The following is a 21,235-nucleotide window of genomic DNA, read 5'->3' as shown; positions in this document are numbered from 1 at the left end:
GGCCGAACAGTCCGGACGGTCTCAGCAGGAGCACGCCGATCAGGACGCCGAGGATGACGACAGCGGAGATGTCGCTGCCGGAGTAGCCGCTGACGTACGACAGGACGAGGCCGACGCCGAGCCCGCCGACGACCGCGCCGACCGGGCTGTCCAGGCCGCCGACCACCGCGCGGCGGTGAAGGCGTAGACGAACACCAGGTCCGTCGCGTGCGGGTGCGCGCCGAGCTCGGTCGGCACCACGAGCAGCGCCGCGAGCCCGCCGACCGCGCCCGCGAGTCCCCAGCTGAGCGTGAGCATCCGTCCGACGTTGACCCCGAGCAGCCGCGCCATGTCCGGCGCGAACGCCGCGGCGCGCATCGTCAGGCCGAGATCGGTGCGGGTGAACGCCCACCCGAGCCCGATCATGACCACCACGACCGTGCCGAACACGAACAGGTCGTACGGCGACAGCAGGGCCTGGTCGCCGATGCTCAACGGGGTGCGGCTGAACGGCACCTTCATCGGGCGGTACTCGCTGCCGTAGACGATGCCGAGCACCGCCTGGATCACCAGCACGAGCCCGAGGGCGACGATGACCGCGTTCAGCGGCTGCCGCGCGTCCACGAACCGCATGACCAGGCGCTCGGCCCCCGCGCCGATCACCAGGCCGCCGAGGATCGCCGCGGCGAGGCCCAGCCAGTACGAGCCGGTGGCCGTCGTGACGCTGTACGCGATGTACGTGGTGGCGGCGGCCATGGCGCCCTGCGAGAAGTTGACGAGCCGGGCACCGCGCCAGATCAGCACCAGGGCGAGTGCGAACGCCGCGAAGACCGCGCCGCGGGCCAGGCCGTCGACGGTGAGGAAGATGAAGCGATCCATGTCAGAACCCCAGGTAGGCGTGTCGGAGGTCGTCGTCGGCGGCGATCCGGTCCGCCGAGTCGCTCGCGACGACCCGGCCGAGGGACAGCACCACGCCGTGGTCGGCGATCGACATCGCGCTGCGGACGTTCTGCTCGACGAGCAGGACGGTGAGGCCGGTCTCGTCGCACCGGCGCTTCAGCAACGCCATGATCTGGGCGCTGACCTTGGGTGCGAGTCCCAAGGAGGGCTCGTCGAGCATCAACAGGCGGGGCCGGGCGACGAGGGCGCGGCCGATCGCGAGCATCTGCCGCTCACCGCCGGAGAGCTGGTGACCTGCGCTGCGCCGCCGCTGGTCCAGCGGCGGGAACATCGCGTAGACCTCGTCGGTCGCGCGCCGGCCGTCGGCCTTGTCCTTGCGCCAGACGTGCCCGAGGCGAAGGTTCTCCTCGACGGTGAGCTCGGTGATCACGCCACGCCCCTCGGGGACGTGCGCGATGCCGCGGCGGACGAGGTCCTCGGTGCGGGTGCCGCGCAGCTCGGTGCCGTCCCAGGTGACGGTGCCGCCGGTGACGGGGATCGTGCCGCACAGGGCACGCAGGAGCGTGGTCTTGCCGGCGCCGTTCGCGCCGACCACGGCGACGATCGTCCCGGCGGCGACGTCGAGGTCGACGCCCTGCAGCACGGGCGCGCCGCCGTAGCCGGCGGTCAGGCCGTCGACGGTGAGCAGGGAGTCGGTCATGACGCGTCCACCTCGGCGCCGAGGTACGCCTCGGCGACCGCGGGGTCCTCACGCACGACCTCGGGGACGCCGGTCGCGATGACCCGGCCGAAGTCGAGCACGACCAGCTCGTCGCACACCTGCATGACCAGGTCGACGTGGTGCTCGACCAGCATCACCGAGCACCCGGCACCCCGGGACGGCAGGCTCGTGATGAGCTCGCCGAGCTCGAGGACCTCGTCGTGGCCGAGACCGCCGGCCGGCTCGTCGAGCAGCAGCAGTCGCGGCTCGCTCACGAGCGCGCGGGCCAGGGCGACCCGCTTGCTGACCGCGTAGGGCAGGGTCCCGGGCTGGGCGTGGGCGTACGCGCCGAGGCCGAGCTCGTCGACCAGGGCGCCCGCGCGCTCGTGCAGGCGCCGCTCGTCGCGGTCGGTGCGCGGCAGCGCCAGCAGGCCCGACCACCATCCGGTGCGGGCGGCGCTGCCCCCTCCCGCGACGATGTTCTCCAGGACGCTGAGGCCGGGGAACAGCCCCAGCCCCTGCAGGCTCCGCGAGACGCCGGAGCGCACCAGCCGCTGCGGCGCCGGGCGGAACACCTGCCCGTCGAGCGTGAGCCGTCCCTGCTGCGGACGGGTGAAGCCGCAGACGACGTTGAACAGCGTGGTCTTGCCGGCGCCGTTGGGCCCGATGACGCCGAGCACCTGCCCGGGACGCACCTCGAAACCCACGTCGGACAGTGCCGTGAGCCCGCCGAACTGCACGGTCACGCCCTCGACCGAGAGGTGTGCGCCCGACCGGGTCGACACCTCTTCGACCATCGGTGTGATGTGCGTCTCCTTGTTCATGCACACAGAGTGTATGTTTTTCTTCGACGCGTCAACCACCCCGGACGATGCGACCCACTGGATGGAGGAGCGATGACCGGTCCGCAGCACTCGGACGGCCGGGTCGCCCGGGGCGTGCGCACCCGTGAGGCGATCGTCGACGCACACTCCGCCCTCCTGCGCGAGGGCGACCTGCGGCCCACCGGCAAGTCGGTCGCATCCCGGGCCGGTGTGTCGCTGCGGACGCTCTGGCTGAACTTCAAGGACATCGAGTCCCTGCTGGAGGCGACCGGCCGTTACTGGCTCGAGCACGACGCGGCGAGCTGGACACCCGTCCCGGCGACGCTGCCGCTCGCGGACCGGATCGACCGCTTCTGCGTCCAGCGGGCCGCCCGGATGGAGGGGCTGGCTCCGGCAGCGCGGTCCGGGCTGACCAGCGAGCCGTTCTCGCCGGCGCTCCGCGCCGCGCGGCTGCAGCACCTGGAGCGGCTGCACGCCGACCTCGTCGCGACGTTCGGTGCCGAGCTCGGCACCGCGCGGGACTCGGTGGCGCACCGCCTGCTGTTCGCCCTTGCGAACAGCATGACCTGGCAGCTGCTGCGTGACGACGAGGGCCTCAGCGTCGAGCAGGCCACCGAGGTGGTGCGTCTCGGGTTCCGCCTCGTGCTCGAGCGTCCCGGCGTATGGTGATCTGCGACATGGCCGTACACCAGCACACCGACGGCAGGGTCGCTCGAGGCCAACGCACGCGTGACGCCATCGTCGAGGCGCACACCGCGCTGCTGCGTGAGGGCGTCCTCAAGCCGACCGCGAAGGTCATCGCGCAGCGGGCCGGCATCTCGGTGCGCACCCTGTGGCTCAACTACAAGGACACCGAGACCCTCCTGGGTGCCACGACGGCGTACTGGCTCGAGGCCGATGCGGAGCTGCGGGACGACATCGATCCCGGGCTGCCGCTGGACGAGCGCGTGGAGCGGTACCTCGACATGCGCGCGCGCCGGCTCGAGCACCTGGCACCGGCCGCCCGCTCGGCCGCGCTGGGCGAGCCGTTCTCGGTCGCGCTGCAGGAGAGCCGTCGCCAGCACGTCGACCGGGTCCGCGACGACCTGGCCCACGTGTTCGCCGCCGAGCTCACGGCCGAGGGGCCCGGGCGGGACGTCCTCGCCGCCGGCCTCTTCGTCGCCTCGAGCTGGCCGACGTGGTCGTCGCTGCGGGACGACCTGGGGCTGGACCCGGACGCGGCACGCGCCGTGGTGCGCGCGTCCCTCCTCAGCCTGCTGACCGAGGCGTCCGCACGGACATGACGAAGGGGCCGGTCCCTCACGGAACCGGCCCCCTCGTCGTCAGGTCAGGCGCTCAGCGCTCGACCTCTCCGGCGATGTACTTCTCCAGCATCTCGCGACCCAGGTCGTCGGGACGCTGCTCCGGAGGCGACTTCATCAGGTAGGACGAGGCCGACAGCAGGGCGCCGCCGATGCCGCGGTCCTTCGCGATCTTCGCCGCGCGGATCGCGTCGATGATGATGCCGGCCGAGTTCGGCGAGTCCCAGACCTCGAGCTTGTACTCCAGGTTGAGCGGCACGTCGCCGAACGCGCGACCCTCGAGGCGGACGTACGCCCACTTGCGGTCGTCGAGCCACTGGACGTAGTCGCTCGGGCCGATGTGGACGTTCTTGGCGCCGAGGTCGTGGTCGATGTTCGACGTCACGGCCTGCGTCTTGGAGATCTTCTTGGACTCGAGGCGGTCGCGCTCCAGCATGTTCTTGAAGTCCATGTTGCCGCCGACGTTGAGCTGGTACGTGCGGTCGAGCACGACGCCACGGTCCTGGAACAGCTTGGCCATCACCCGGTGCGTGATGGTCGCGCCGACCTGGCTCTTGATGTCGTCACCGATGATCGGGACGCCGGCGTCCTCGAACTTGCGCGCCCACTCGGGGTCGGAGGCGATGAACACGGGCAGGGCGTTGACGAACGCGACCTTCGCGTCGATCGCGCACTGCGCGTAGAACTTGTCGGCCTCCTCCGAGCCCACCGGCAGGTACGACACGAGCACGTCGGCCTGGGTGTCCTTGAGGACCTGGACGACGTCGACCGCCGGGGCGTCCGACTCCTCGATGGTCTCGCGGTAGTACTTGCCGAGACCGTCGAGCGTGTTGCCCTTCTGGACGGTGATACCGGTCGGGGGGACGTCGGCGATCTTGATCGTGTTGTTCTCGCTGGCCTGCGTCGCCTCGGCCAGGTCGAAGCCGACCTTCTTGGCGTCGACGTCGAACGCGGCGACGAACTCGATGTCCTTGACGTGGTACTCACCGAACTTGACGTGCATGAGCCCGGGGACGCCGGCCTCGGGGTCAGCGTCCTTGTAGTACTCCACGCCCTGGATCAGCGACGTGGCGCAGTTGCCCACACCCACAATTGCTACGCGTACCGAACCCATGGGTTCTCCTTCGTTGTTCTTCACTTCGTTGGTTGGTTGTCTGGGGTGTCTGCATCGGGATAGCCGCCCGATCGCTCGCGATCGATCAGCTCGGTCAGCCACTTCACCTCGCGCTCGACTGACTCCAGGCCGTGACGTTGCAGCTCCAAGGTGTAGGAGTCGACGCGCTCACGCTTGCGCTGCCCGGCCGTGCGGACGTTCTCGAGCCGCTCCTCCAAGCGGCTCCGGCGACCCTCGAGGATGCGCACCCTCGAGGCGGCGTCGGTGCGGGCGAAGAACGCGAACCGCACGCCGAATGTCTCGTCGTCCCACGCCGACGGGCCCGAGTCCTCGAGCGCCTGGGCGAAGTACTCCTTGCCCTCGGCCGTGAGCTGGTAGACGATCCGGGCACGCCGGCCCTTGCTCTCGGGCGTCTCGGTCTGGTCGGCCACGATGTAGCCGGCCTTGCCGAGCGCCTTCAGCGCGGGGTAGAGCGTGCCGTAGGACAGGATGCGACCCCAGCCCAGCAGGGCGTTGACCTGCTTGCGCAGCTCGTAGCCGTGCATCGGGGCGTCGTGCAGCAGTCCGAGGACCGCCACCTCCAGCGCCGCGCCGCGTCTTGTCATGTTCCGTCCTGACATATGAAGCCGTTTGTTATATCGAGACGATACATCGATCCGGCACGTGCGCCAACACCCCCGCGTCGGGTGAGTCGCGACACGGAAGGGCCCGGCGATTCGGCATTACCCGGTACGTTCGGCACACTTGACGGGGCGGATCCGCTTCCTGGATCCCCGATGGAGGTAGACGGACCCTTGGCAACACAGAGAAAGCGCACGACCACGAAGAGCGCTGGCACCACGAGCGGCGGCTTCGGCGCCCGCATCAGGGGCTTCGGTCACCGCATCGGCGGCCGTGGACCGTGGTGGTCCAAGCTCATCCGCTGGGTCGCGTTCCTCGGCGTCGCCGGCGCACTGGCGCTCGCGGCGACGTTCTTCATCCTCTACCGCGCGATTGCGATCCCCGACGCGAACGCCGACTTCCAGACCCAGACCACGCAGGTCTACTACTCCGACGGCAAGCACAAGCTCGGTGAGTTCGCGACGCAGGACCGCGAGAGCATCTCGATCGACCAGATCCCCGCCTCGATGCAGGCCGCCGCCATCGCCGCCGAGGACCGCTCGTTCTACACGAACCGCGGCATCGACATCAAGGGCATCATCCGCGCCGCACGTGACAACACCACGAGCGGATCCGTGCAGGCCGGTGGCTCCACGATCACGCAGCAGTACGTGAAGATCCTCTACCTGTCGCAGGAGCGGTCGTACTCGCGCAAGATCAAGGAAGCCATCCTCTCGGTCAAGATCCACAACCAGCTGAGCAAGAAGGAGATCCTCGAGGGCTACCTCAACACGATCTACTTCGGCAACGGCGCGTACGGCGTCGAGGTCGCCGCGCAGACGTACTTCGGCAAGCCGGCCGCCAAGCTCAACTACGCCCAGTCCGCGCTGCTCGCGACGATCATCAACAGCCCGAGCTACTACGACCCGTACGCCGAGGGCGCCAAGGACCGCATCCTGCCGCGCTTCACGTACGTGCTGGGCGGCATGGCCAAGTCCGGTGCGATCACCGCCGAGCAGGCCGCGAAGTTCTCCGACCGCCTCCCCAAGGTGATCGAGAAGAAGGACAGCAACCGGTTCAGCGGCTCGAAGGGCTACCTGCTCGACCTGGTCAAGCGTCAGATGAACACCAAGCTCGGCTTCGACTCCTCCGAGGTCGACGGCGGCGGGCTGCGCATCGTCACGACCTTCGACTACAACAAGCAGAAGAAGGCCATCGCGTCGATCAAGGCGCTGCGCCCGGACGCGTCCGAGCTGCACCAGTCCCTCGTCTCGATCCAGCCCGGCACGGGTGCCGTGCGGGCGATGTACGCCGGACGCGACTACCTGAAGAACCAGGTCAACTGGGCGACCTCGGGCACGCAGCCGGGGTCGACGTTCAAGGCGTTCGCGGTCGTCGCGGCGCTCGAGGACGGCTACAGCCTCACGACCCGGCTCAACGGAACCTCGCCGCTGTTCAAGAACGGCGAGCAGATCGCCGAGAACCAGGGCGACAGCGGCGGTGCGTCGTTCGGCTACATCCCGCTGTCGATGGCGACGCAGGAGTCCGTCAACACGGCGTTCGTCGACCTCGTCGACCAGATGGAGGACGGGCCCGACAAGGTGCTCGAGGCTGCGCAGCAGGCCGGCGTCCCGTCGCGGGTCCTGGACGAGGTCAAGAAGAACGGCGCCCCGCTCGTGACGCCGCTCGGCTTCTTCCCGGTCGCGCCGGTCGACATGGCCAACGCGTACGCGACGATCGCGGCCGGCGGCAAGCGGGCCGACTGGTTCATCATCAAGAAGGTCTCGGACTACCGCGGCGACACCAAGTACCAGCACGAGGTCAAGACCAAGCAGGCGATCCCCAAGGACGTCGCGGCCGACACGATCGCCGCGCTGCAGGGCGTCGTCCGTGGCGGCACGGGCACCAACGGCAACACGATCTGCACGACGGCCGGCAAGACCGGCACGGCCACGGCCGGGCCGGACGACGACCAGCACGTGTCGTCCTCGTGGTTCGCCGGGTTCACGCCCAAGCTGGCCACCGTGGTGATGTACAACCGCGGCAAGCTCGGCAACGCCGATCTCGAGGGCTACATGGTCCCGTTCTTCGGCGGGCAGATCCCGGCCAAGACGTTCAAGCTCTACATGGACCAGGTGCTGGACCCGACCGAGTGCGGCACCTTCCCGCCGCCGGCCAACCTCAAGAGCGACAAGGGGCCGGTCTACCAGGCCCCCGCGCCGAAGCCGGAGAAGACCACCAAGCCCAAGCCGAAGCCCGAGCCGACGACGCCGAAGCCGACGACGCCGAAGCCGACCACGACGCAGCCGCCGGAACCGGAGCCGACGACGCCGGCTCCGACGACGCCGCAGCCGCCGCAGCCGACGGATCCGGGGCGCCGGACTCCTCCGGACCCCAGGCCGTGAGCGAGCTCAGCGCAGGTTGACGGCGTCGAACGTCGCGGTGGTGAAACGCACCGCGACGTCGACGTCGGTGCCCACCTCGGGCGCCGTGGAGCCGGCCGGCAGGAAGATCATGCTGGCCTGCATGTGCGGGGGCTCGGCGAACCAGCGCTGCTTGCCCGCGATCGTGAACGGTGACAGCGAGAACCCGGCCGCCTCGAGGCCGCCCTTGGCCAGCAGCTTGCCGCGCTGGACGGCGCCCGAGGACGCCTTGGGCGCCTCCAGGCCGATGCCGTGGCTCGTGCCGCCGGCGATGACCAGCAGCGTGCCGTCGCGCGGCATGGGCTTCTGCCGGTAGCCGATGCGCTCGCCGCGGGCGACGAGGTGGGCGTCGAGGACCGTCGCGTGGACGGACAGGGCGCCGAGGTCGCCGAGCCACAGCGACGTGCCGATGCGGGGCCGGACGTCCAGGTTGGGGCGGTGGGTGCGCAGGGCGGTGAGCTCGGCCGCGGTCAGGTGCGAGACGTACAGGGTGGTCGTCTCGACCTGCGACGCCTCGAGCACCGCGGCCCAGGACTGCGCCTCAGCGAAGTTGCCCCCGGCCCGGCCGTTGGGACCGAGCGGCAGGTGGATCGCGAAGCCCTCGACCTGCAGGTCGCCGAGGACGCCGACCGCGGCGGCGAGCTCGTGGCGGTCCAGGCCGTGGCGGGCCATCGACGTCTCGCCCTCGAGCAGGACGCGGGCCCCCGGCGCGGCGGCGGCCAGGGCGGCGATGTCCTCGACCCGGCTCATCGTGTGGATGACCCGGTCGTCCAGCACGACGTGGTCGAAGAACGGGCGCCACGGCGTCAGCACCATGACGTCACCGCCGAAGGCCGCCAGCGCCTCCGGCACCTCGCGGTACGTGCCGACCGCGATCGTGCCGAGCCCGAGACGGGTGGACTCCGCGGCCAGCAGGTCGCGGCCCAGCCCGTAGCCGTTGCCCTTGACCACCGGGACGATGCCCGGCGTCGCCTCGACGACCGTGGTCAGGTGCCGCCGCCAGCGCTCGGCGTCGACGTCGAGCTCGAAACCGCCGCTCATCCTCGTCTCCTCATATCGGCGCCTGCGGCGCCGCTCTCGTCGCTCGGATGCCCCGCAACACGCGCAGCGCAGCCGATGACCCCGGTCAGCGCGTCCGGGCGCGTGCTGCGGCTCATCCTCGTCTCCTCATATATGCAGTGAAGCCCAGGTGGAGCGCACGGTTGATCGGCAGGTCCCACTCCCCGAGGTACTCCACCGCCTCGCCGCCGGTGCCGACCTTGAACTGGATCAGCCCGACGTGGGAGTCAGCCGGGTCGAGGGTCTCGGTGATGCCGCGCATGTCGTACGTCGTCGCACCGGCGGCCAGCGCGTCGCGCATCATCTGCCACTGGATCGCGTTCGAGCCGCGGACGTCGCGCTTGGCCGTGGTGGACGCCCCGTACGAGTACCAGGCGTGCTCGCCGACGCGGACCATCGTGGTCGCTGCGACGAGATCGCCCTCGTGGCGCGCGAGGTAGAGGACGAGGCGGTCGGGCTCCTCCGCGGTCAGGGCGTCCCACATGCGCTCGAAGTACGACAAGGGGCGGGGGGTGAAGTGGTCCCGCTCGGCGGTCTCGGCGTACACGCGGTGGAACTCGGCGAGGTCGTCGCGGGTGCCGGCCTCGACCTCGACGCCGGCCTTCGCGGCCTTCTTGATGTTGCGACGCCAGAGCTGGTTCATGCCGGCGAGGACGTCCTCCTCGGTGCGGCCCGCGAGCGGCACCTGGAAGTTGAACTTCGGCTGTCCGGCGGAGAAGCCGCCCTCGGTCGGCAGCTCCTTCCAGCCCAGCCGCGTCAGGGAGGTGGCGACCGCGAGGGCGGTGTCGTCGTTGACGTCCGCGGGCACGTCGGACAGCGTCGCGAGCACCGGGTCGGCGATCGCCTGCTTGATCGTCCCGGCGTGCCAGCGGCGGGTGACCACGGGCGGGCCCATGCGGATGCCGAACGCGCCCTGGTCCTTGAGGTGGACGCGCAGCGGGTCCAGCCAGCGCTCGAGGTCGCCCCCCAGCCAGTCGATGTCCGGGCCCTCGGGCAGGTACGCCAGGTAGCGCTTGAGCCTCGGCACCTTGCGGTAGAGCACGAGGGCGGCGCCGACGATCCGGTCACCGTCGAACCAGCCGATCGACTCGCCACGCCACTCGCTCTTCACCACCGCCCACGCAGGGGTCTGCAGGAAGCTGACGGACGGGCGGCTCCGGATGAAGTCCAGGTGCTGCGAGCCGCTGATGGTTCTGACACGGAGGCGTGCGGGGAGAGGGGCTGACGTCACTTGCTCCACGCTACCAACCGGCGGCGTGCCCCTACGCCGCTTCGTCGGTTAGCCTTGCCTAAGTCTCCCCGACGGAAGGACCCGACTGTGAAGACGTACACCGCCACGGTGCTCGGTCGTCGACAGCTCTCAGCGCACCTGGTGACCGTGACGTTGGGCGGGCTGCACGACTACGCGTCCACCGGCGTCCCCGACGAGTACATCCGGGTGCTGATCCCGCCGGCCGGCGAGGAGCTGGCGCTGCCGCAGATCGACGACGCCACCTGGGCCATCACGTACGCCGAGGGAGCGGTCGAGCCGCACTTTCGCGTCTACACGATCTCGGACCACCGGGTCGTCGACGGCGAGACCCGCATCGACCTCGACATCGCGGTGCACGACGAGGGCGTGGGCTCGGAGTGGGCGCGGACCTGCCGGCCGGGCGACGTCGTCGGGCTGATCGAGCCGCACGGCCTGTACGCCGCCCCGGCGGACGTCGGCTGGCAGCTGCTGGTCGCCGACATCACCGGCCTGCCCGCGGTCGCCCGCATCCTGCGCGGCCTGTCGCCGTCGCAGCGGGCCGTCGTCCACGTGGTCCTCACCGACGCGGCGGACCGCATCGAGCTGCCGAGCCCCGCGGACGTCGACGTCACGTGGCAGGTCGTCGCGAAGGACACCGACATCTGTGAGGCGCTCAGCGACGCGGTCACCTCGCGCGAGCTGCCCGAGTCCGACCGCTACGTGTGGCTGGCCGGTGAGGCCCGCTCCAGCCGGGCGGTGCGCCGGCACCTGCGCCGCGAGCTGAGGTGGCCGCAGGCCGACTTCTACACCTGCGGCTACTGGCAGATCGAGGCCGAGAAGTGGAATGCGCGGTACGAGGAGGTGGCCGAGGAGGTCACCAAGATGTCCGCCGAGGTGCAGCAGAAGATCGGCGACGACCAGGGCGCGTACCTGGACGCCCTCGACGACATCTACGAGTCCGTCGGCCTCTGACCCGACCCCCCGCCCCCCGCCCCGTCCGCTGAGGGGAGAGTTCCGTCCGCCGGCGGGAGACTTCCGTCCGCCGGCGGGAGAGTTGCGTCCGCCCGGGGGAGAGTTGAAGTCTCCCCTCGGCGTGCCCAAGTCTCCCCTCGGCGCGCGGGAGTCTCCCCTCAGCGAAAGGGCGGGGGTCAGGTCACGGTGTAGCGGGGCTCGGCGGGGACCAGGAGCAGCGGCATGCCCGCCTCGGACGGGGTCCGGTTGGCCTTGCGGTGGTTGCAGCGCAGGCACGCGGCGACCGCGTTCTCCCACGTGAGGGTGCCGCCGCGGCTGCGCGGCACGATGTGGTCGACGGTCTCGGCCCGGCCACCGCAGTAGGCGCACATCTGGTCGCGGGCCTTGATCGCGGACTTGGTGCAGATCGTCCCGCGGCGGTGCATCCACCGGGTGACGACGTAGCGGACGAGCCGGAGCACCTTCGGCACCGGGAACGGGCCGAACCTCCCGCCGGCCTCCTCCTCGACGACGGCGACCTCGCGGACCAGCATCTTGATCGCGTGGCGCATCGAGACGCGCTGGAGCGGCTCATAGCTCGCGTTGAGCACCAGAACGTACGCGTCCGCCATGGCCGGCCCCTTCCTGAAGCCGAGCGTAGTATGCCGTCCCCGATCCGGCCTGAAAGCCGAGCAGAAAGGCGTTCGTGTGGCGGCCCGCACCCCACCGCCGTGGCGCGGCGGCACCCGATCTGTCCTACGGTGATCCCGTGAACACCCCAGATCTCTTCGACGGCTACGGTCCGGTCGTCGGATTCGACGAGATGTTCGAGGGCTCGGAGGTGCGTCCCAGCTACGGGCAGGTGCATGCCTCGTTCGAGAAGATGGGCGCCGACGAGGTGCGCCTGCGGGCCGACTCGCTCGCCTCCTCGTACCTCGAGCAGGGCGTGACGTTCGGCGTCGAGGGCGAGGAGCGGCCGTTCCCGCTCGACATCGTCCCGCGGCTCATCGAGGCCGAGGACTGGGACCACGTCGAGCGCGGCGTCCGGCAGCGCGTCCTGGCCCTCGAGAAGTTCCTCGCCGACGCGTACGGGCCGGGGGAACTGTTCGCCGACGGCGTTGTTCCCCGTGAAACAGTCGTCACCTCCCCGCACTACCACCGCGTCGTCGCGGGCCTCGAGCCCGCCAACGGCGTGCGGGTCCACGTCGCTGGCGTCGACCTGATCCGTGACGGCAACGGCGACTTCCGGGTGCTGGAGGACAACGTCCGCGTCCCGTCCGGCGTCTCGTACGTGATGACGAACCGGCGCGCGCTGTCCGCGGCGCTGCCCGAGGTCTTCGCGGACCACCGCATCCGTCCGGTCTCGCAGTACTCCCAGCGGCTGCTCGCGGCGCTGCGCAAGGCCGCCCCCGCCGGCGTCAGCGATCCCACCGTCGTCGTGCTGACGCCCGGTGTCTACAACTCGGCCTATTTCGAGCACACCCTGCTGGCGCGCACGATGGGAGTCGAGCTCGTCGAGGGCCGCGACCTGGTCTGCCGCTCCGGCCGGGTCATGATGCGCACGACCCAGGGCCTCGAGCCGGTCCACGTGATCTACCGCCGCATCGACGACGAGTTCCTCGACCCGGTGCAGTTCCGCCCCGACTCCGCGCTCGGCGTGCCGGGCATCATCAACGCCGCCCGCGCGGGTCACGTGACGATCGCGAACGCGGTCGGCAACGGCGTCGCGGACGACAAGCTGCTCTACACCTACGTGCCGGACCTGATCCGCTACTACCTCTCCGAGGAGCCGATCCTGCGCAACGTCGACACGTGGCGGATGGGTGAGGCCGATCAGCGCGAGGAGGTCCTCGACCGGCTGGACGAGCTCGTGCTCAAGCCGGTCGACGGCTCCGGCGGCAAGGGCATCGTCATCGGCCCGGCCGCGTCCAAGGAGGAGCTCGAGGAGCTCCGCACCAAGATCCTGCTCGACCCGCGGGCGTGGATCGCCCAGCCGGTCATCTCGCTGTCGACGGTCCCGACCCTGGTCGAGCACGGCATCCGGCCCCGCCACGTCGACCTGCGGCCGTTCGCGGTGCACGACGGGGACGACGTGTTCGTCCTGCCCGGTGGCCTGACCCGTGTCGCGCTCCCCGAGGGCGAGCTGATCGTCAACTCCAGCCGCGGCGGCGGGTCCAAGGACACCTGGGTGCTGGCCCGGCCGACCGACCCGGACGACGAGGGCGACGCCCCGCCGACCGCGACCCCCGTCACCGGCATCAGCCAGTCCGCCGGCCCGGCGCTCGACGGCGACGTGCCCGAGCTGCAGGTCCACGAGCAGGAGCAGCAGCAACAGCAGGGTGACGCCCAGGCAGGAGACCGCACGTGCTGAGCCGCATCGCCGAGTCGTTGTTCTGGATCGGCCGCTACCTCGAGCGCGCCGACGACACCGCGCGCATCCTCGACGTCCAGATGCAGGTCCTCATCGAGGACCCGGGCATGGACGAGCACACGTCGTGTGAGCAGCTGCTGTCCGTCATGGGGGTCGAGAACTACACCGGCCACCCGAACCGGTGGATGATGCTCGACCTGCTCGCGCACAACCCGGAGTCCCCGACGTCGATCGCCGCCGCGATCGGCGCGGCCCGTGAGAGCGCCCGCCGGGCCCGTGAGACGCTGTCGACCGACATCTGGGCCGCGATCAACACCACCTGGCGTGGCCTCGGCACCGCCCGCGCGATGCGTGCGCCGGACATGTTCAACTGGGTCCGCAACCGCACCGCGATGATCTCCGGCATCGCCGACTCGACGATGTCGCGCGACGACGGCTGGCACTTCTACATGCTGGGTCGCAGCATCGAGCGCGTCGACATGACCGCACGCCTGCTCTCGACCGCTGCGCTCGCGTCCGGTCCCCAGGTCGCGTGGCCCACGACGTTGCGGGCCTGCGGGGCGTACGAGAGCTTCATCCGCGCGTACCGCGGCATCGAGGCGGACCGCCAGGCCGCGGAGTTCCTGCTCCTGGACCGGTGGTTCCCCCGCTCGATCGTGTCGTCCCTCGCGGAGGCCGAGCGCGCGCTCGGCAAGCTAGGCTCGGCCGGTCAGCGCTCGGGCTTCAGCGACGAGGCCCAGCGGCTGCTGGGCCGGGCCCGCACCGAGCTGGAGTACCGCCCGCTCACCGACATCGTCTACGACCTGCCCGTCGAGATGGAGCGCCTGCAGCGCAGCTGCGCCGCGGCGAGCGACGCGGTGTCCGCGCGCTACTTCGCCGAGTCCGAGATGCACACGTGGCGCGGAGGGGTGGTCCTGTGACCGAGGTGACGGCATGAGCATGCAGCTGCGGATCAAGCACACGACCGGCTACCACTACGAGAAGGGCGCGATGGCGTCCTTCAACGAGGCCCGCATGACCCCGATGACGACGTCGGAGCAGTACGTCCTGCGCTCCCGGCTCGACATCACCCCGACCCCGTGGTCGTACGAGTACCGCGACTACTGGGGGACGACGGTCACCTCGTTCGAGGTCCACGACCCGCACGCCGACCTCATGGTCGTCGCGACGTCCACGGTCGAGACCCAGGAGGTGGCGCCGAAGTCGCACGCGATCGCCTGGGACGACATCACCGACGACGTCCGCGACGAGTGGTGCGAGTACCTCGCGCTGAGCAACTGGGTCGCCCCGGCGGCCGGCCTGGCCGACGAGATCGCCCAGTTCCGCTCACTGGCGGAGCGCCCGACCGACTACGTCGAGGCGGTCATGCGGCACCTGCACGAGCAGGTCGCGTACGTGCCGGGCAGCACCGAGGTCACGACGAGCGCCGCCGACGCGTGGGACGCCAAGACCGGGGTCTGCCAGGACTTCGCCCACCTCAGCCTCGGTGCGCTGCGGGCCGCCGGCATCCCCGCCCGGTACGTCTCGGGCTACCTGCACCCGTCACCGGACCCCGTCGTCGGCGAGGCCGTCGAGGGCGAGTCGCACGCGTGGATCGAGTGGTGGGACGGCGAGTGGGTCGGCTGGGACCCGACCAACGCGATCGCTCCCGGTCCCCGCCACGTCGTCGTGGCGAAGGGCCGCGACTACGGCGACAGCCCGCCGTTGCGCGGCATCTTCTCCACCGCCGGCGGTTCCGAGCTGTTCGTCGCGGTGGAGATCACCCGGCTGCGCTAGCGTCGGGACCATGGCCCTCCTCCACGCGGCAGATGCCCGTCCCACGAAGATCGAGCTGATCCGTGCCTGGGTCCCGACCCAGCCGTGGTTCGACGGGGACGACCAGCTCGAGCCGCTCGGGGCGTACCGGTTCGACGACCCCGACGGTGAGGTGGGCATCGAGACGCACCTCGTGTGCGCGGGTGGCGAGGGCCCGCTGCTGCAGGTGCCGCTGACCTATCGGGCGGAGCCGCTGGCAGGGGCCGAGGAGTTCCTGGTCGGCACGTTGGAGCACTCGATGCTCGGCAAGCGCTGGGTCTACGACGCGTGCGGCGACCCGGTGTACGCCGCGGCGATCGTCGAGACGATCCTCACCGGCGGCACCCAGGCCGAGCTCGAGCGCCAGCTGCCCGACGGGAGCCTCGAACCGGTCGAGCCGAGCGTGCGGGTCACCGGCGGCGGCAGCAGCGCCGAGATCGAGCCGGTGGGGCTCGTCGACGTCCGCGACGCCGACGGGTCGACCATCATCGTGACGTCCGTCGCCGAGGTCGAGGTGCTGCGGGTCGTCGGTGGTGCCTGGGCGATGGGCGGCGAGACCCTGACCGGCACGTGGGCCGGTCATGACGAGCCGGTCCTCCTCGCCGTGGCGCGTTAGCGTGGACGCATGACCGAAGAGCGCTACTACGCCGACCCCGTCCCCGACATCCACCGTCCGTACGTCGCTGCCGAGGACCGCTACCAGCAGCTCGACTACCGTCGCGTCGGCACGTCCGGCCTGCTGCTCCCGCCGATCTCGCTCGGCCTGTGGTGGAACTTCGGCGACAACCGCCCGTTCGACACCCAGCGCGAGGTGCTGAGGCACGCGTTCGACCACGGCATCACGCACTTCGACCTCGCCAACAACTACGGCCCGCCGCACGGGTCCGCCGAGGAGAACTTCGGCCGGATGATGCGTACGGACTTCAAGCCGTACCGCGACGAGCTGATCCTGTCCAGCAAGGCCGGCTGGGACATGTGGCCCGGGCCGTACGGCAAGCTCGGCTCCCGCAAGTACCTCCTGTCGAGCCTCGACGCGTCGCTGGAGCGGATGAGCGTCGACTACGTCGACATCTTCTACTCGCACCGGGTCGACCCGGGCACGCCGATGGAGGAGACCATCACGGCGCTCGACACCGCGGTGGGGCAGGGCAAGGCGCTCTACGCGGGCATCTCGTCGTACTCCCCGGAGCGGACGGCCGAGGCGGTCGCGATCGCGCGCGACCTGGGCACGCCGCTGGTCATCCACCAGCCGTCGTACTCGATGCTCAACCGCTGGGTCGAGGGCGGGCTGCTCACGGTGCTGGGCGAGCACGGCCTCGGGTCGATCGGCTTCTCGCCGCTGGCTCAGGGGCTGCTGACCGACCGCTACCTCGGCGACGAGCCGGTCGAGCGTGCCGTCGACCGCGGGAGCCTCGACGAGGGCGTCCTGACCAAGGAGAACATCGAGCGCCTGCAGGGGCTCGCGGGCATCGCGAAGAAGCGCGGCCAGTCGCTCGCGCAGATGGCGATCTCCTGGATCCTGCGCCCCGGCGGCGTCACCTCCGCGCTGATCGGCGCCTCGTCGACCGAGCAGCTCGACGAGAACCTCGCCGCGGCCGGGCAGACCGACTTCACGGACGAGGAGCTCGCCGCGATCGACCAGCTCGCCGGCGACACCGAGGGCGTGGACATCTGGAAGGTCTCGGCCGACCTCTGAGCGTCCATCCTGACCCGATCCAGCGGCTGCTGGAGAGCCCTCCGGACCTGCCGGTCCTGGCCGGTCTCCCGGCTCTGACCACGGCACTGCGCGAGCACGGGGTCGCGGTCGTGCAGGCGCCCCCGGGCACCGGCAAGACCACCCTCGTGCCGCCCGCCGTGGCCGCGATGCTCGCGCGTGACGGGGGTCGCGTCGTGGTCACCCAGCCCCGGCGCATCGCCGCGCGGGCGGCCGCGCGCCGGCTCGCGGGCCTGCTGGGGGAGCGGGTCGGCGAGACCGTGGGCCACACCGTCCGCGGCGACCGGGCGGTCGGGCCGGGCACCCGGATCGAGTTCGTCACGACCGGGGTGCTGCTGCGCCGGCTCCAACGCGATCCCGAGCTGCCCGGGGTCGCGGCTGTCGTCCTGGACGAGGTGCACGAGCGCCAGCTCGACGCGGACCTGACGCTCGCCTTCCTCGTCGACGTCCGCGCGACCGTGCGCGACGACCTGCTGCTGGTCGCGATGTCGGCGACGGTCGAGGCCGAGCGCACCGCCGCGACGATCGACGAGCGGCCGGCTCCGGTCATCGACGTGCCGGGCTCGCTGCACCCCGTGACGCAGCACTGGTCGCCCCCGCCGCCCGGTGTGCTGCCGGTCGACGAGCGAGGGGTGCCGCCGCGCTTCCTCGACCACGTGGCGGCCACGGTCCGTCTCGCCCTGGCGAACGACGACGGCGACGTCCTGGTGTTCGTGCCGGGCGTCGGGGAGGTGGCCGGGCTGCTGCGCCGGCTGTCCGGCGCGGGCGACGTGGACGTCCTGCCGCTGCACGGACGCCTCCCGGCCCGGGAGCAGGACCTGGCCCTGACCCGTGGGCCGCGCCGCCGTGTCGTGGTGTCCACCGCGGTCGCGGAGTCGTCGTTGACCGTCCCGGGCGTACGCGTGGTCGTCGACGCCGGCCTGTCCCGCGAGCCTCGCACCGACCAGGCGCGCGGCCTGCCGGCCCTCGTCACGGTGCGGGTCAGCCGCTCCGCCGCCGAGCAGCGGGCCGGTCGGGCGGGCCGCGAGGCGCCCGGCGCGGTGTACCGCTGCTGGTCCCGCGCCGAGCACGTCCACCTGGATCCTCATCCGGCCCCCGAGATCGCGGTGGCCGACCTCACCGGCTTCTGCCTCGAGCTGGCCGCGTGGGGCGACGTCGACGGATCGGGGCTGGCGCTGCTCGACCCGCCGCCGGCGGCCGCCGTGGAGACGGCCCGGCACACCCTGGTCGAGCTCGGCGCGATCGACGAGACCGGCGCGATCACGGCGCGGGGCCGGGCGATGGCCCAGGTGCCGACCGATCCCCGGCTCGCCCGCGCGCTGCTCGACGGCGCCGAGGCCGTCGGTGCCCGTCGCGCGGCCGAGGTCGTCGCCCTGCTGGACGACGACGTCCGTGCACCCGGCGGTGACCTGGTCGCGGCGCTGCGTGCGCTGCGGCGGGGAGGTCCGGCCGCCCGGTCGTGGTCGGACGACGTCGCGCGGCTGGAGTCGCTGCTGCCGACCCGTCCGCCCCGGACCCCGCTGACCGACGACCTCGCGGTGGGCACCGTGGTGGCGCTGGCCCATCCCGGACGCATCGCGCGGCGACGGTCCGGCGGTGGGTCGTACCTGATGGTGTCGGGCACCGGGGCGTCCTTCCGTGCGGCCGACCCGGCGCTGGCCGGCCTGCCGTGGATCGCGATCGCGGACGCCGAGCGGCGTCCCGGCGCACGGGACGCCACGATCCGCTCGGCCGCGCCCGTGGACGAGGACATCGCGCTCGACGCCGCGTCCGGCCTGTGGCAGGAGATCGACGAGGTGGTCTGGGCGAACGGCCGGATCGTGGCCCGAAGGGTCACCCGCCTGGGCGCGATCGAGCTGTCGGCCGTCCCGCTCGCCGATCCGCCCCCCGAGGCCGTCGCCGCCGCGGTCGCGGACGGACTGTCGCGCGAGGGCCTCGACCTGCTGCCGTGGAGCGATGCGGCCGTCGCCCTGCGCCGACGGATGGCCTTCCTGCACCACGCGCTCGGTGACCCGTGGCCCGACGTCGGCGACGAGGCGTTGCTGAACGGTGTCGACGGCTGGATCGGGTCGGACCTGGCCCGGGTGCGGAGCAGCCGCGACCTCGGCCGGATCGATGTCCTCGGGGCGTTGCGGCGCCTGCTGCCCTGGCCCGAGGCCGGGCGCCTCGACGAGCTGGCGCCGGAACGGGTCGCCGTGCCGAAGGGCCAGGCGGTGCGCGTCGAGTACGGCCCGACCGGGACCGAGCAGCCGGTGCTCGCGGTGCGGCTGCAGGACGCGTTCGGCTGGACCGCGACGCCTCGCCTCGCCGACGGCCGGGTCCCGCTCCTGCTGCACCTGTTGACCCCGGCCCGGCGTCCGGCCGCGGTCACCGCCGACCTCGAGTCGTTCTGGTCCGGGCCCTACCGCCAGGTGCGGGCCGAGCTGCGCGGCCGGTACCCCAAGCACGCCTGGCCCGAGGACCCTACGAACGGACGTCCGTGACGGTCGCGGGGCCCACCGACAGGACGCCGTCGTCGAGCGGCTCGCACCGGATGCCACCACGTCCGCGCAGGGCCCGGTGGGCGCCCGGGCCGTAGACCTCGTTCATCCACGCGCACGGGCTAGCGGCGGTGCGGGAGACGAACCGGATCGGGCCGTGCCCGGCGTCCAGGGTGAAGCTCGTCCGGACGAGGGCGTCGACGTCGAGGCCACGGGTCACCACGTTGCGGCGGGCCAGGACGGGGTCGAACGGCGCGGTCGTCGCCGGGAACAGCCCCTCGCCGGCGATCTCGTCCTGCAGCCAGTCGATCTGCTCGGCGGCGAGCAGGGTCACCGAGTAGCGCGAGTGCCGGGTGCCGAAGTACCGGTCGCCGACCAGGCCACGATGGGCCCGGACCTGCACGCTCGTGGGCGTCTCGTCGCCGTCGTACGGCAGGACGCCGTCGCGGGGACGCCCCTCGTACCGGTGCACCGGCGACACCACCAGCGCCACGATCTCCAGCTCCACCCCCCAGACGCTACCCACCCGGCCCGCGACTGGCGCAAGATGAAGGTTCTGGGACGGCGAGTCGTCCATTTCTGCGCCAGTCGCGGGTCGGTTTGCGCCACTCGGCGGCGAGGGTGTGGACCGTGCAGATACGTCCACAGGTCGGTCGCCGGGGCTCGAATCCGCGGGCGTGAGGCGACGACCGTGCTGGGATGGAACCGATCCGACATGCCCAGGCGCACGAGCGCGGCTTCACCCCGCACCTCCTGCGAGCGTCGCCGCACTTCGTCCATCCGGTCGCCGGCGTCGCGCAGCTCGCCTCGACGTCCGACGACCTGGCCGCCACGTGCCGGGCCGTCGCGCTGCAGCTGCCGGACGACGCCGTCTTCACCCACCTCACCAGCGCCAGGCTGCGCGGCTGGTGGCTCCCCATGCTCGACGGCTTCCCGCTCGTCGCGTGCAGCGACCAGGAGGCGCCGCACCACGACCGGCGCGGGGTCTACGTCCGCAGGTGCGGGATCCCGCCCGGTCACCGGCACCGCATCGGCGACCTGGCGGTCGCGTCCCCCGAGTGGACGATCGTGGAGCTGGCCGAGCACCTGGCCCTGCTCGATCTCGTCGCGGTGATCGACTGCGCCCTGCACCACGAGGACGTGACGATTGAGAGCATCCGGGCGACGATGCGGCCGGGACGCCGCGGCGTCCGCGTGCTGCGCCGGGCGCTCGAGCTCGCGGACGGACGCAGCGAGTCGTGGTGGGAGACCATGCTCCGTCTGCTCCACGTGCTGTCGGGGTTCGAGGTCGATCCGCAACAGGTGATCACCAACGCCGCCGGGGTCGAGATCGCGCGGGTCGACCTGCGCATCCGCGGCACCAACCGGGTGCCCGAGTACGACGGGTCGGACCACCGCGAGCGCGACCGGCACGAGCGGGACCTGCGGCGCGAGAAGGCGCTGGCCCGGGCGGGCCTCGAGCGCTACGGCTACATCGCGACGGAGATCCTGCACGCCCCCGAGAGGATCGTGCGGGACGCGGAGGACGCCCGCGGGATGCGGCACGTCCCCGGTCGGGTCGACCCCTGGCGGGCCGAGGCGCGGCTCGCGTCCTTGTCCAGGACCGGGCAGGAGGCGCTGCGCCGGCGGTTGCGGCGGTTCGTCCGGACGACGTCCCCGCGCGGCCGCAAGCCGCCGAGTGGCGCAACCTGACCCGCGAGTGGCGCAGAAGTGGACGACACGCCGTCTCACTTCCTTCATCCTGCGCCACTCGCGGTCAGGGGGGCGGGGCGGGCGCGATTGGCCTCGGGTGGC

At 71.6% G+C, this 21,235-nt stretch carries 20 protein-coding genes; 11 read left to right on the top strand and 9 right to left on the bottom strand.

Features of this window, described 5'->3' with window-relative positions; genetic code table 11:
- Nucleotides 1-39 precede the first annotated feature (39 nt).
- Genes C3E78_RS17975 through C3E78_RS17965 form a run of 3 tightly spaced genes read right to left on the bottom strand, consistent with a single transcriptional unit; the run spans nt 40 to nt 2,403 of the window.
- Entirely contained in the window at nt 40-858 is an 819-nt protein-coding gene (locus C3E78_RS17975) for a branched-chain amino acid ABC transporter permease (RefSeq protein WP_199906880.1), read from the bottom strand.
- 1 nt (nt 859) lies between these two features.
- Nucleotides 860-1,579, bottom strand: a complete 720-nt coding sequence (locus C3E78_RS17970; protein WP_108580654.1) for an ABC transporter ATP-binding protein — start codon at nt 1,577-1,579, stop codon at nt 860-862.
- Nucleotides 1,576-2,403: an ABC transporter ATP-binding protein gene (locus C3E78_RS17965; protein ID WP_199907060.1), complete on the bottom strand. Its 828-nt coding sequence runs from the start codon at nt 2,401-2,403 to the stop codon at nt 1,576-1,578. Before C3E78_RS17965 ends, C3E78_RS17970 begins: the two co-directional genes overlap by 4 nt.
- Before the next feature lie 72 nt (nt 2,404-2,475).
- Between C3E78_RS17965 and C3E78_RS17960 the strand changes: the two genes are divergently transcribed.
- Together C3E78_RS17960 and C3E78_RS17955 are read left to right on the top strand one after the other, a co-directional pair.
- Nucleotides 2,476-3,072 (top strand): TetR/AcrR family transcriptional regulator, encoded by a 597-nt coding sequence (locus tag C3E78_RS17960; protein ID WP_108580653.1) that lies wholly within the window; start codon nt 2,476-2,478, stop codon nt 3,070-3,072.
- Between the two features lie 8 nt (nt 3,073-3,080).
- Nucleotides 3,081-3,686 (top strand): TetR/AcrR family transcriptional regulator, encoded by a 606-nt coding sequence (locus C3E78_RS17955; protein ID WP_199906878.1) that lies wholly within the window; start codon nt 3,081-3,083, stop codon nt 3,684-3,686.
- Between the two features lie 52 nt (nt 3,687-3,738).
- On the opposite strand, the gene C3E78_RS17950 is transcribed toward C3E78_RS17955, so the two are convergent.
- Both C3E78_RS17950 and C3E78_RS17945 read right to left on the bottom strand, forming a co-directional pair.
- Entirely contained in the window at nt 3,739-4,818 is a 1,080-nt protein-coding gene (locus tag C3E78_RS17950; protein WP_108580651.1) for an inositol-3-phosphate synthase, read from the bottom strand.
- 20 nt (nt 4,819-4,838) lie between these two features.
- Complete coding sequence (locus C3E78_RS17945) at nt 4,839-5,423, bottom strand: PadR family transcriptional regulator (protein WP_108580650.1); 585 nt, start codon at nt 5,421-5,423, stop codon at nt 4,839-4,841.
- 189 nt (nt 5,424-5,612) lie between these two features.
- Between C3E78_RS17945 and C3E78_RS17940 the strand changes: the two genes are divergently transcribed.
- The gene (locus C3E78_RS17940; RefSeq protein WP_159085939.1) at nt 5,613-7,823 is read left to right on the top strand and encodes a transglycosylase domain-containing protein; all 2,211 of its coding nucleotides are present in this window, start codon (nt 5,613-5,615) and stop codon (nt 7,821-7,823) included.
- Nucleotides 7,824-7,829: 6 nt separating this feature from the next.
- Here C3E78_RS17940 and C3E78_RS17935 read toward each other — a convergent pair whose 3' ends face one another.
- Together C3E78_RS17935 and C3E78_RS17930 are read right to left on the bottom strand one after the other, a co-directional pair.
- Nucleotides 7,830-8,882, bottom strand: coding sequence for an alanine racemase (locus tag C3E78_RS17935; RefSeq protein WP_108580648.1), 1,053 nt, complete (start codon nt 8,880-8,882; stop codon nt 7,830-7,832).
- Between the two features lie 112 nt (nt 8,883-8,994).
- Nucleotides 8,995-10,131 carry a lipid II:glycine glycyltransferase FemX gene (locus C3E78_RS17930; RefSeq protein WP_108580647.1) on the bottom strand — a complete coding sequence of 379 codons (1,137 nt, stop codon included), beginning with the start codon at nt 10,129-10,131 and terminating at the stop codon, nt 8,995-8,997.
- 87 nt (nt 10,132-10,218) lie between these two features.
- Between C3E78_RS17930 and C3E78_RS17925 the strand changes: the two genes are divergently transcribed.
- A complete protein-coding gene (locus C3E78_RS17925; RefSeq protein ID WP_159085938.1) occupies nt 10,219-11,103 on the top strand; it encodes a siderophore-interacting protein in 885 nt (294 codons plus the stop codon).
- Nucleotides 11,104-11,279: 176 nt separating this feature from the next.
- Here C3E78_RS17925 and C3E78_RS17920 read toward each other — a convergent pair whose 3' ends face one another.
- Complete coding sequence (locus C3E78_RS17920) at nt 11,280-11,714, bottom strand: HNH endonuclease (protein WP_108580645.1); 435 nt, start codon at nt 11,712-11,714, stop codon at nt 11,280-11,282.
- 137 nt (nt 11,715-11,851) lie between these two features.
- Between C3E78_RS17920 and C3E78_RS17915 the strand changes: the two genes are divergently transcribed.
- The 6 genes from C3E78_RS17915 to hrpB are packed head-to-tail and all read left to right on the top strand — an operon-like array spanning nt 11,852 to nt 19,444.
- Nucleotides 11,852-13,453: a circularly permuted type 2 ATP-grasp protein gene (locus tag C3E78_RS17915; RefSeq protein ID WP_199906876.1), complete on the top strand. Its 1,602-nt coding sequence runs from the start codon at nt 11,852-11,854 to the stop codon at nt 13,451-13,453.
- A complete protein-coding gene (locus C3E78_RS17910) occupies nt 13,447-14,373 on the top strand; it encodes an alpha-E domain-containing protein (RefSeq protein ID WP_108580644.1) in 927 nt (308 codons plus the stop codon). The genes C3E78_RS17915 and C3E78_RS17910 overlap by 7 nt, the downstream gene beginning before the upstream one ends.
- Before the next feature lie 13 nt (nt 14,374-14,386).
- Complete coding sequence (locus C3E78_RS17905; RefSeq protein WP_108580643.1) at nt 14,387-15,229, top strand: transglutaminase family protein; 843 nt, start codon at nt 14,387-14,389, stop codon at nt 15,227-15,229.
- Nucleotides 15,230-15,239: 10 nt separating this feature from the next.
- Nucleotides 15,240-15,863 carry a CG0192-related protein gene (locus C3E78_RS17900; RefSeq protein WP_108580642.1) on the top strand — a complete coding sequence of 208 codons (624 nt, stop codon included), beginning with the start codon at nt 15,240-15,242 and terminating at the stop codon, nt 15,861-15,863.
- Between the two features lie 9 nt (nt 15,864-15,872).
- Nucleotides 15,873-16,943, top strand: a complete 1,071-nt coding sequence (gene mgrA, locus C3E78_RS17895; RefSeq protein WP_108580641.1) for an L-glyceraldehyde 3-phosphate reductase — start codon at nt 15,873-15,875, stop codon at nt 16,941-16,943.
- The gene (gene hrpB / locus C3E78_RS17890) at nt 16,919-19,444 is read left to right on the top strand and encodes an ATP-dependent helicase HrpB (RefSeq protein ID WP_328591581.1); all 2,526 of its coding nucleotides are present in this window, start codon (nt 16,919-16,921) and stop codon (nt 19,442-19,444) included. Before mgrA ends, hrpB begins: the two co-directional genes overlap by 25 nt.
- On the opposite strand, the gene C3E78_RS17885 is transcribed toward hrpB, so the two are convergent.
- Nucleotides 19,425-19,949: a molybdenum cofactor biosysynthesis protein gene (locus tag C3E78_RS17885; protein ID WP_108580640.1), complete on the bottom strand. Its 525-nt coding sequence runs from the start codon at nt 19,947-19,949 to the stop codon at nt 19,425-19,427. The genes hrpB and C3E78_RS17885 overlap by 20 nt on opposite strands.
- 191 nt (nt 19,950-20,140) lie before the next feature.
- Here C3E78_RS17885 and C3E78_RS17880 point away from each other — a divergent pair, with 191 nt between their 5' ends.
- On the top strand, nt 20,141-21,133 hold the full coding sequence (locus C3E78_RS17880) for a hypothetical protein (protein ID WP_108580639.1): 993 nt from the start codon (nt 20,141-20,143) through the stop codon (nt 21,131-21,133).
- The last annotated feature ends 102 nt before the right edge of the window (nt 21,134-21,235 follow it).

Origin of the sequence: Aeromicrobium chenweiae (assembly GCF_003065605.1) — a bacterium.
Lineage (GTDB): Bacteria > Actinomycetota > Actinomycetes > Propionibacteriales > Nocardioidaceae > Aeromicrobium > Aeromicrobium chenweiae.
This window is presented reverse-complemented; position numbering and strand designations above follow the sequence as displayed.

What these genes read in the sequence shown, in the direction of transcription:
- C3E78_RS17960 (WP_108580653.1), top strand. Translation starts at nt 2,476, where the DNA reads ATGACCGGTCCGCAGCACTCGGACGGCCGGGTCGCCCGGGGCGTGCGC.
- C3E78_RS17970 (WP_108580654.1), bottom strand. Translation starts at nt 1,579, where the DNA reads ATGACCGACTCCCTGCTCACCGTCGACGGCCTGACCGCCGGCTACGGC.
- C3E78_RS17950 (WP_108580651.1), bottom strand. Translation starts at nt 4,818, where the DNA reads ATGGGTTCGGTACGCGTAGCAATTGTGGGTGTGGGCAACTGCGCCACG.
- C3E78_RS17900 (WP_108580642.1), top strand. Translation starts at nt 15,240, where the DNA reads ATGGCCCTCCTCCACGCGGCAGATGCCCGTCCCACGAAGATCGAGCTG.
- C3E78_RS17880 (WP_108580639.1), top strand. Translation starts at nt 20,141, where the DNA reads ATGGAACCGATCCGACATGCCCAGGCGCACGAGCGCGGCTTCACCCCG.
- C3E78_RS17945 (WP_108580650.1), bottom strand. Translation starts at nt 5,423, where the DNA reads ATGACAAGACGCGGCGCGGCGCTGGAGGTGGCGGTCCTCGGACTGCTG.
- C3E78_RS17975 (WP_199906880.1), bottom strand. Translation starts at nt 858, where the DNA reads ATGGATCGCTTCATCTTCCTCACCGTCGACGGCCTGGCCCGCGGCGCG.
- C3E78_RS17935 (WP_108580648.1), bottom strand. Translation starts at nt 8,882, where the DNA reads ATGAGCGGCGGTTTCGAGCTCGACGTCGACGCCGAGCGCTGGCGGCGG.
- C3E78_RS17905 (WP_108580643.1), top strand. Translation starts at nt 14,387, where the DNA reads ATGAGCATGCAGCTGCGGATCAAGCACACGACCGGCTACCACTACGAG.
- C3E78_RS17965 (WP_199907060.1), bottom strand. Translation starts at nt 2,403, where the DNA reads ATGAACAAGGAGACGCACATCACACCGATGGTCGAAGAGGTGTCGACC.
- C3E78_RS17955 (WP_199906878.1), top strand. Translation starts at nt 3,081, where the DNA reads ATGGCCGTACACCAGCACACCGACGGCAGGGTCGCTCGAGGCCAACGC.
- mgrA (WP_108580641.1), top strand. Translation starts at nt 15,873, where the DNA reads ATGACCGAAGAGCGCTACTACGCCGACCCCGTCCCCGACATCCACCGT.
- C3E78_RS17920 (WP_108580645.1), bottom strand. Translation starts at nt 11,714, where the DNA reads ATGGCGGACGCGTACGTTCTGGTGCTCAACGCGAGCTATGAGCCGCTC.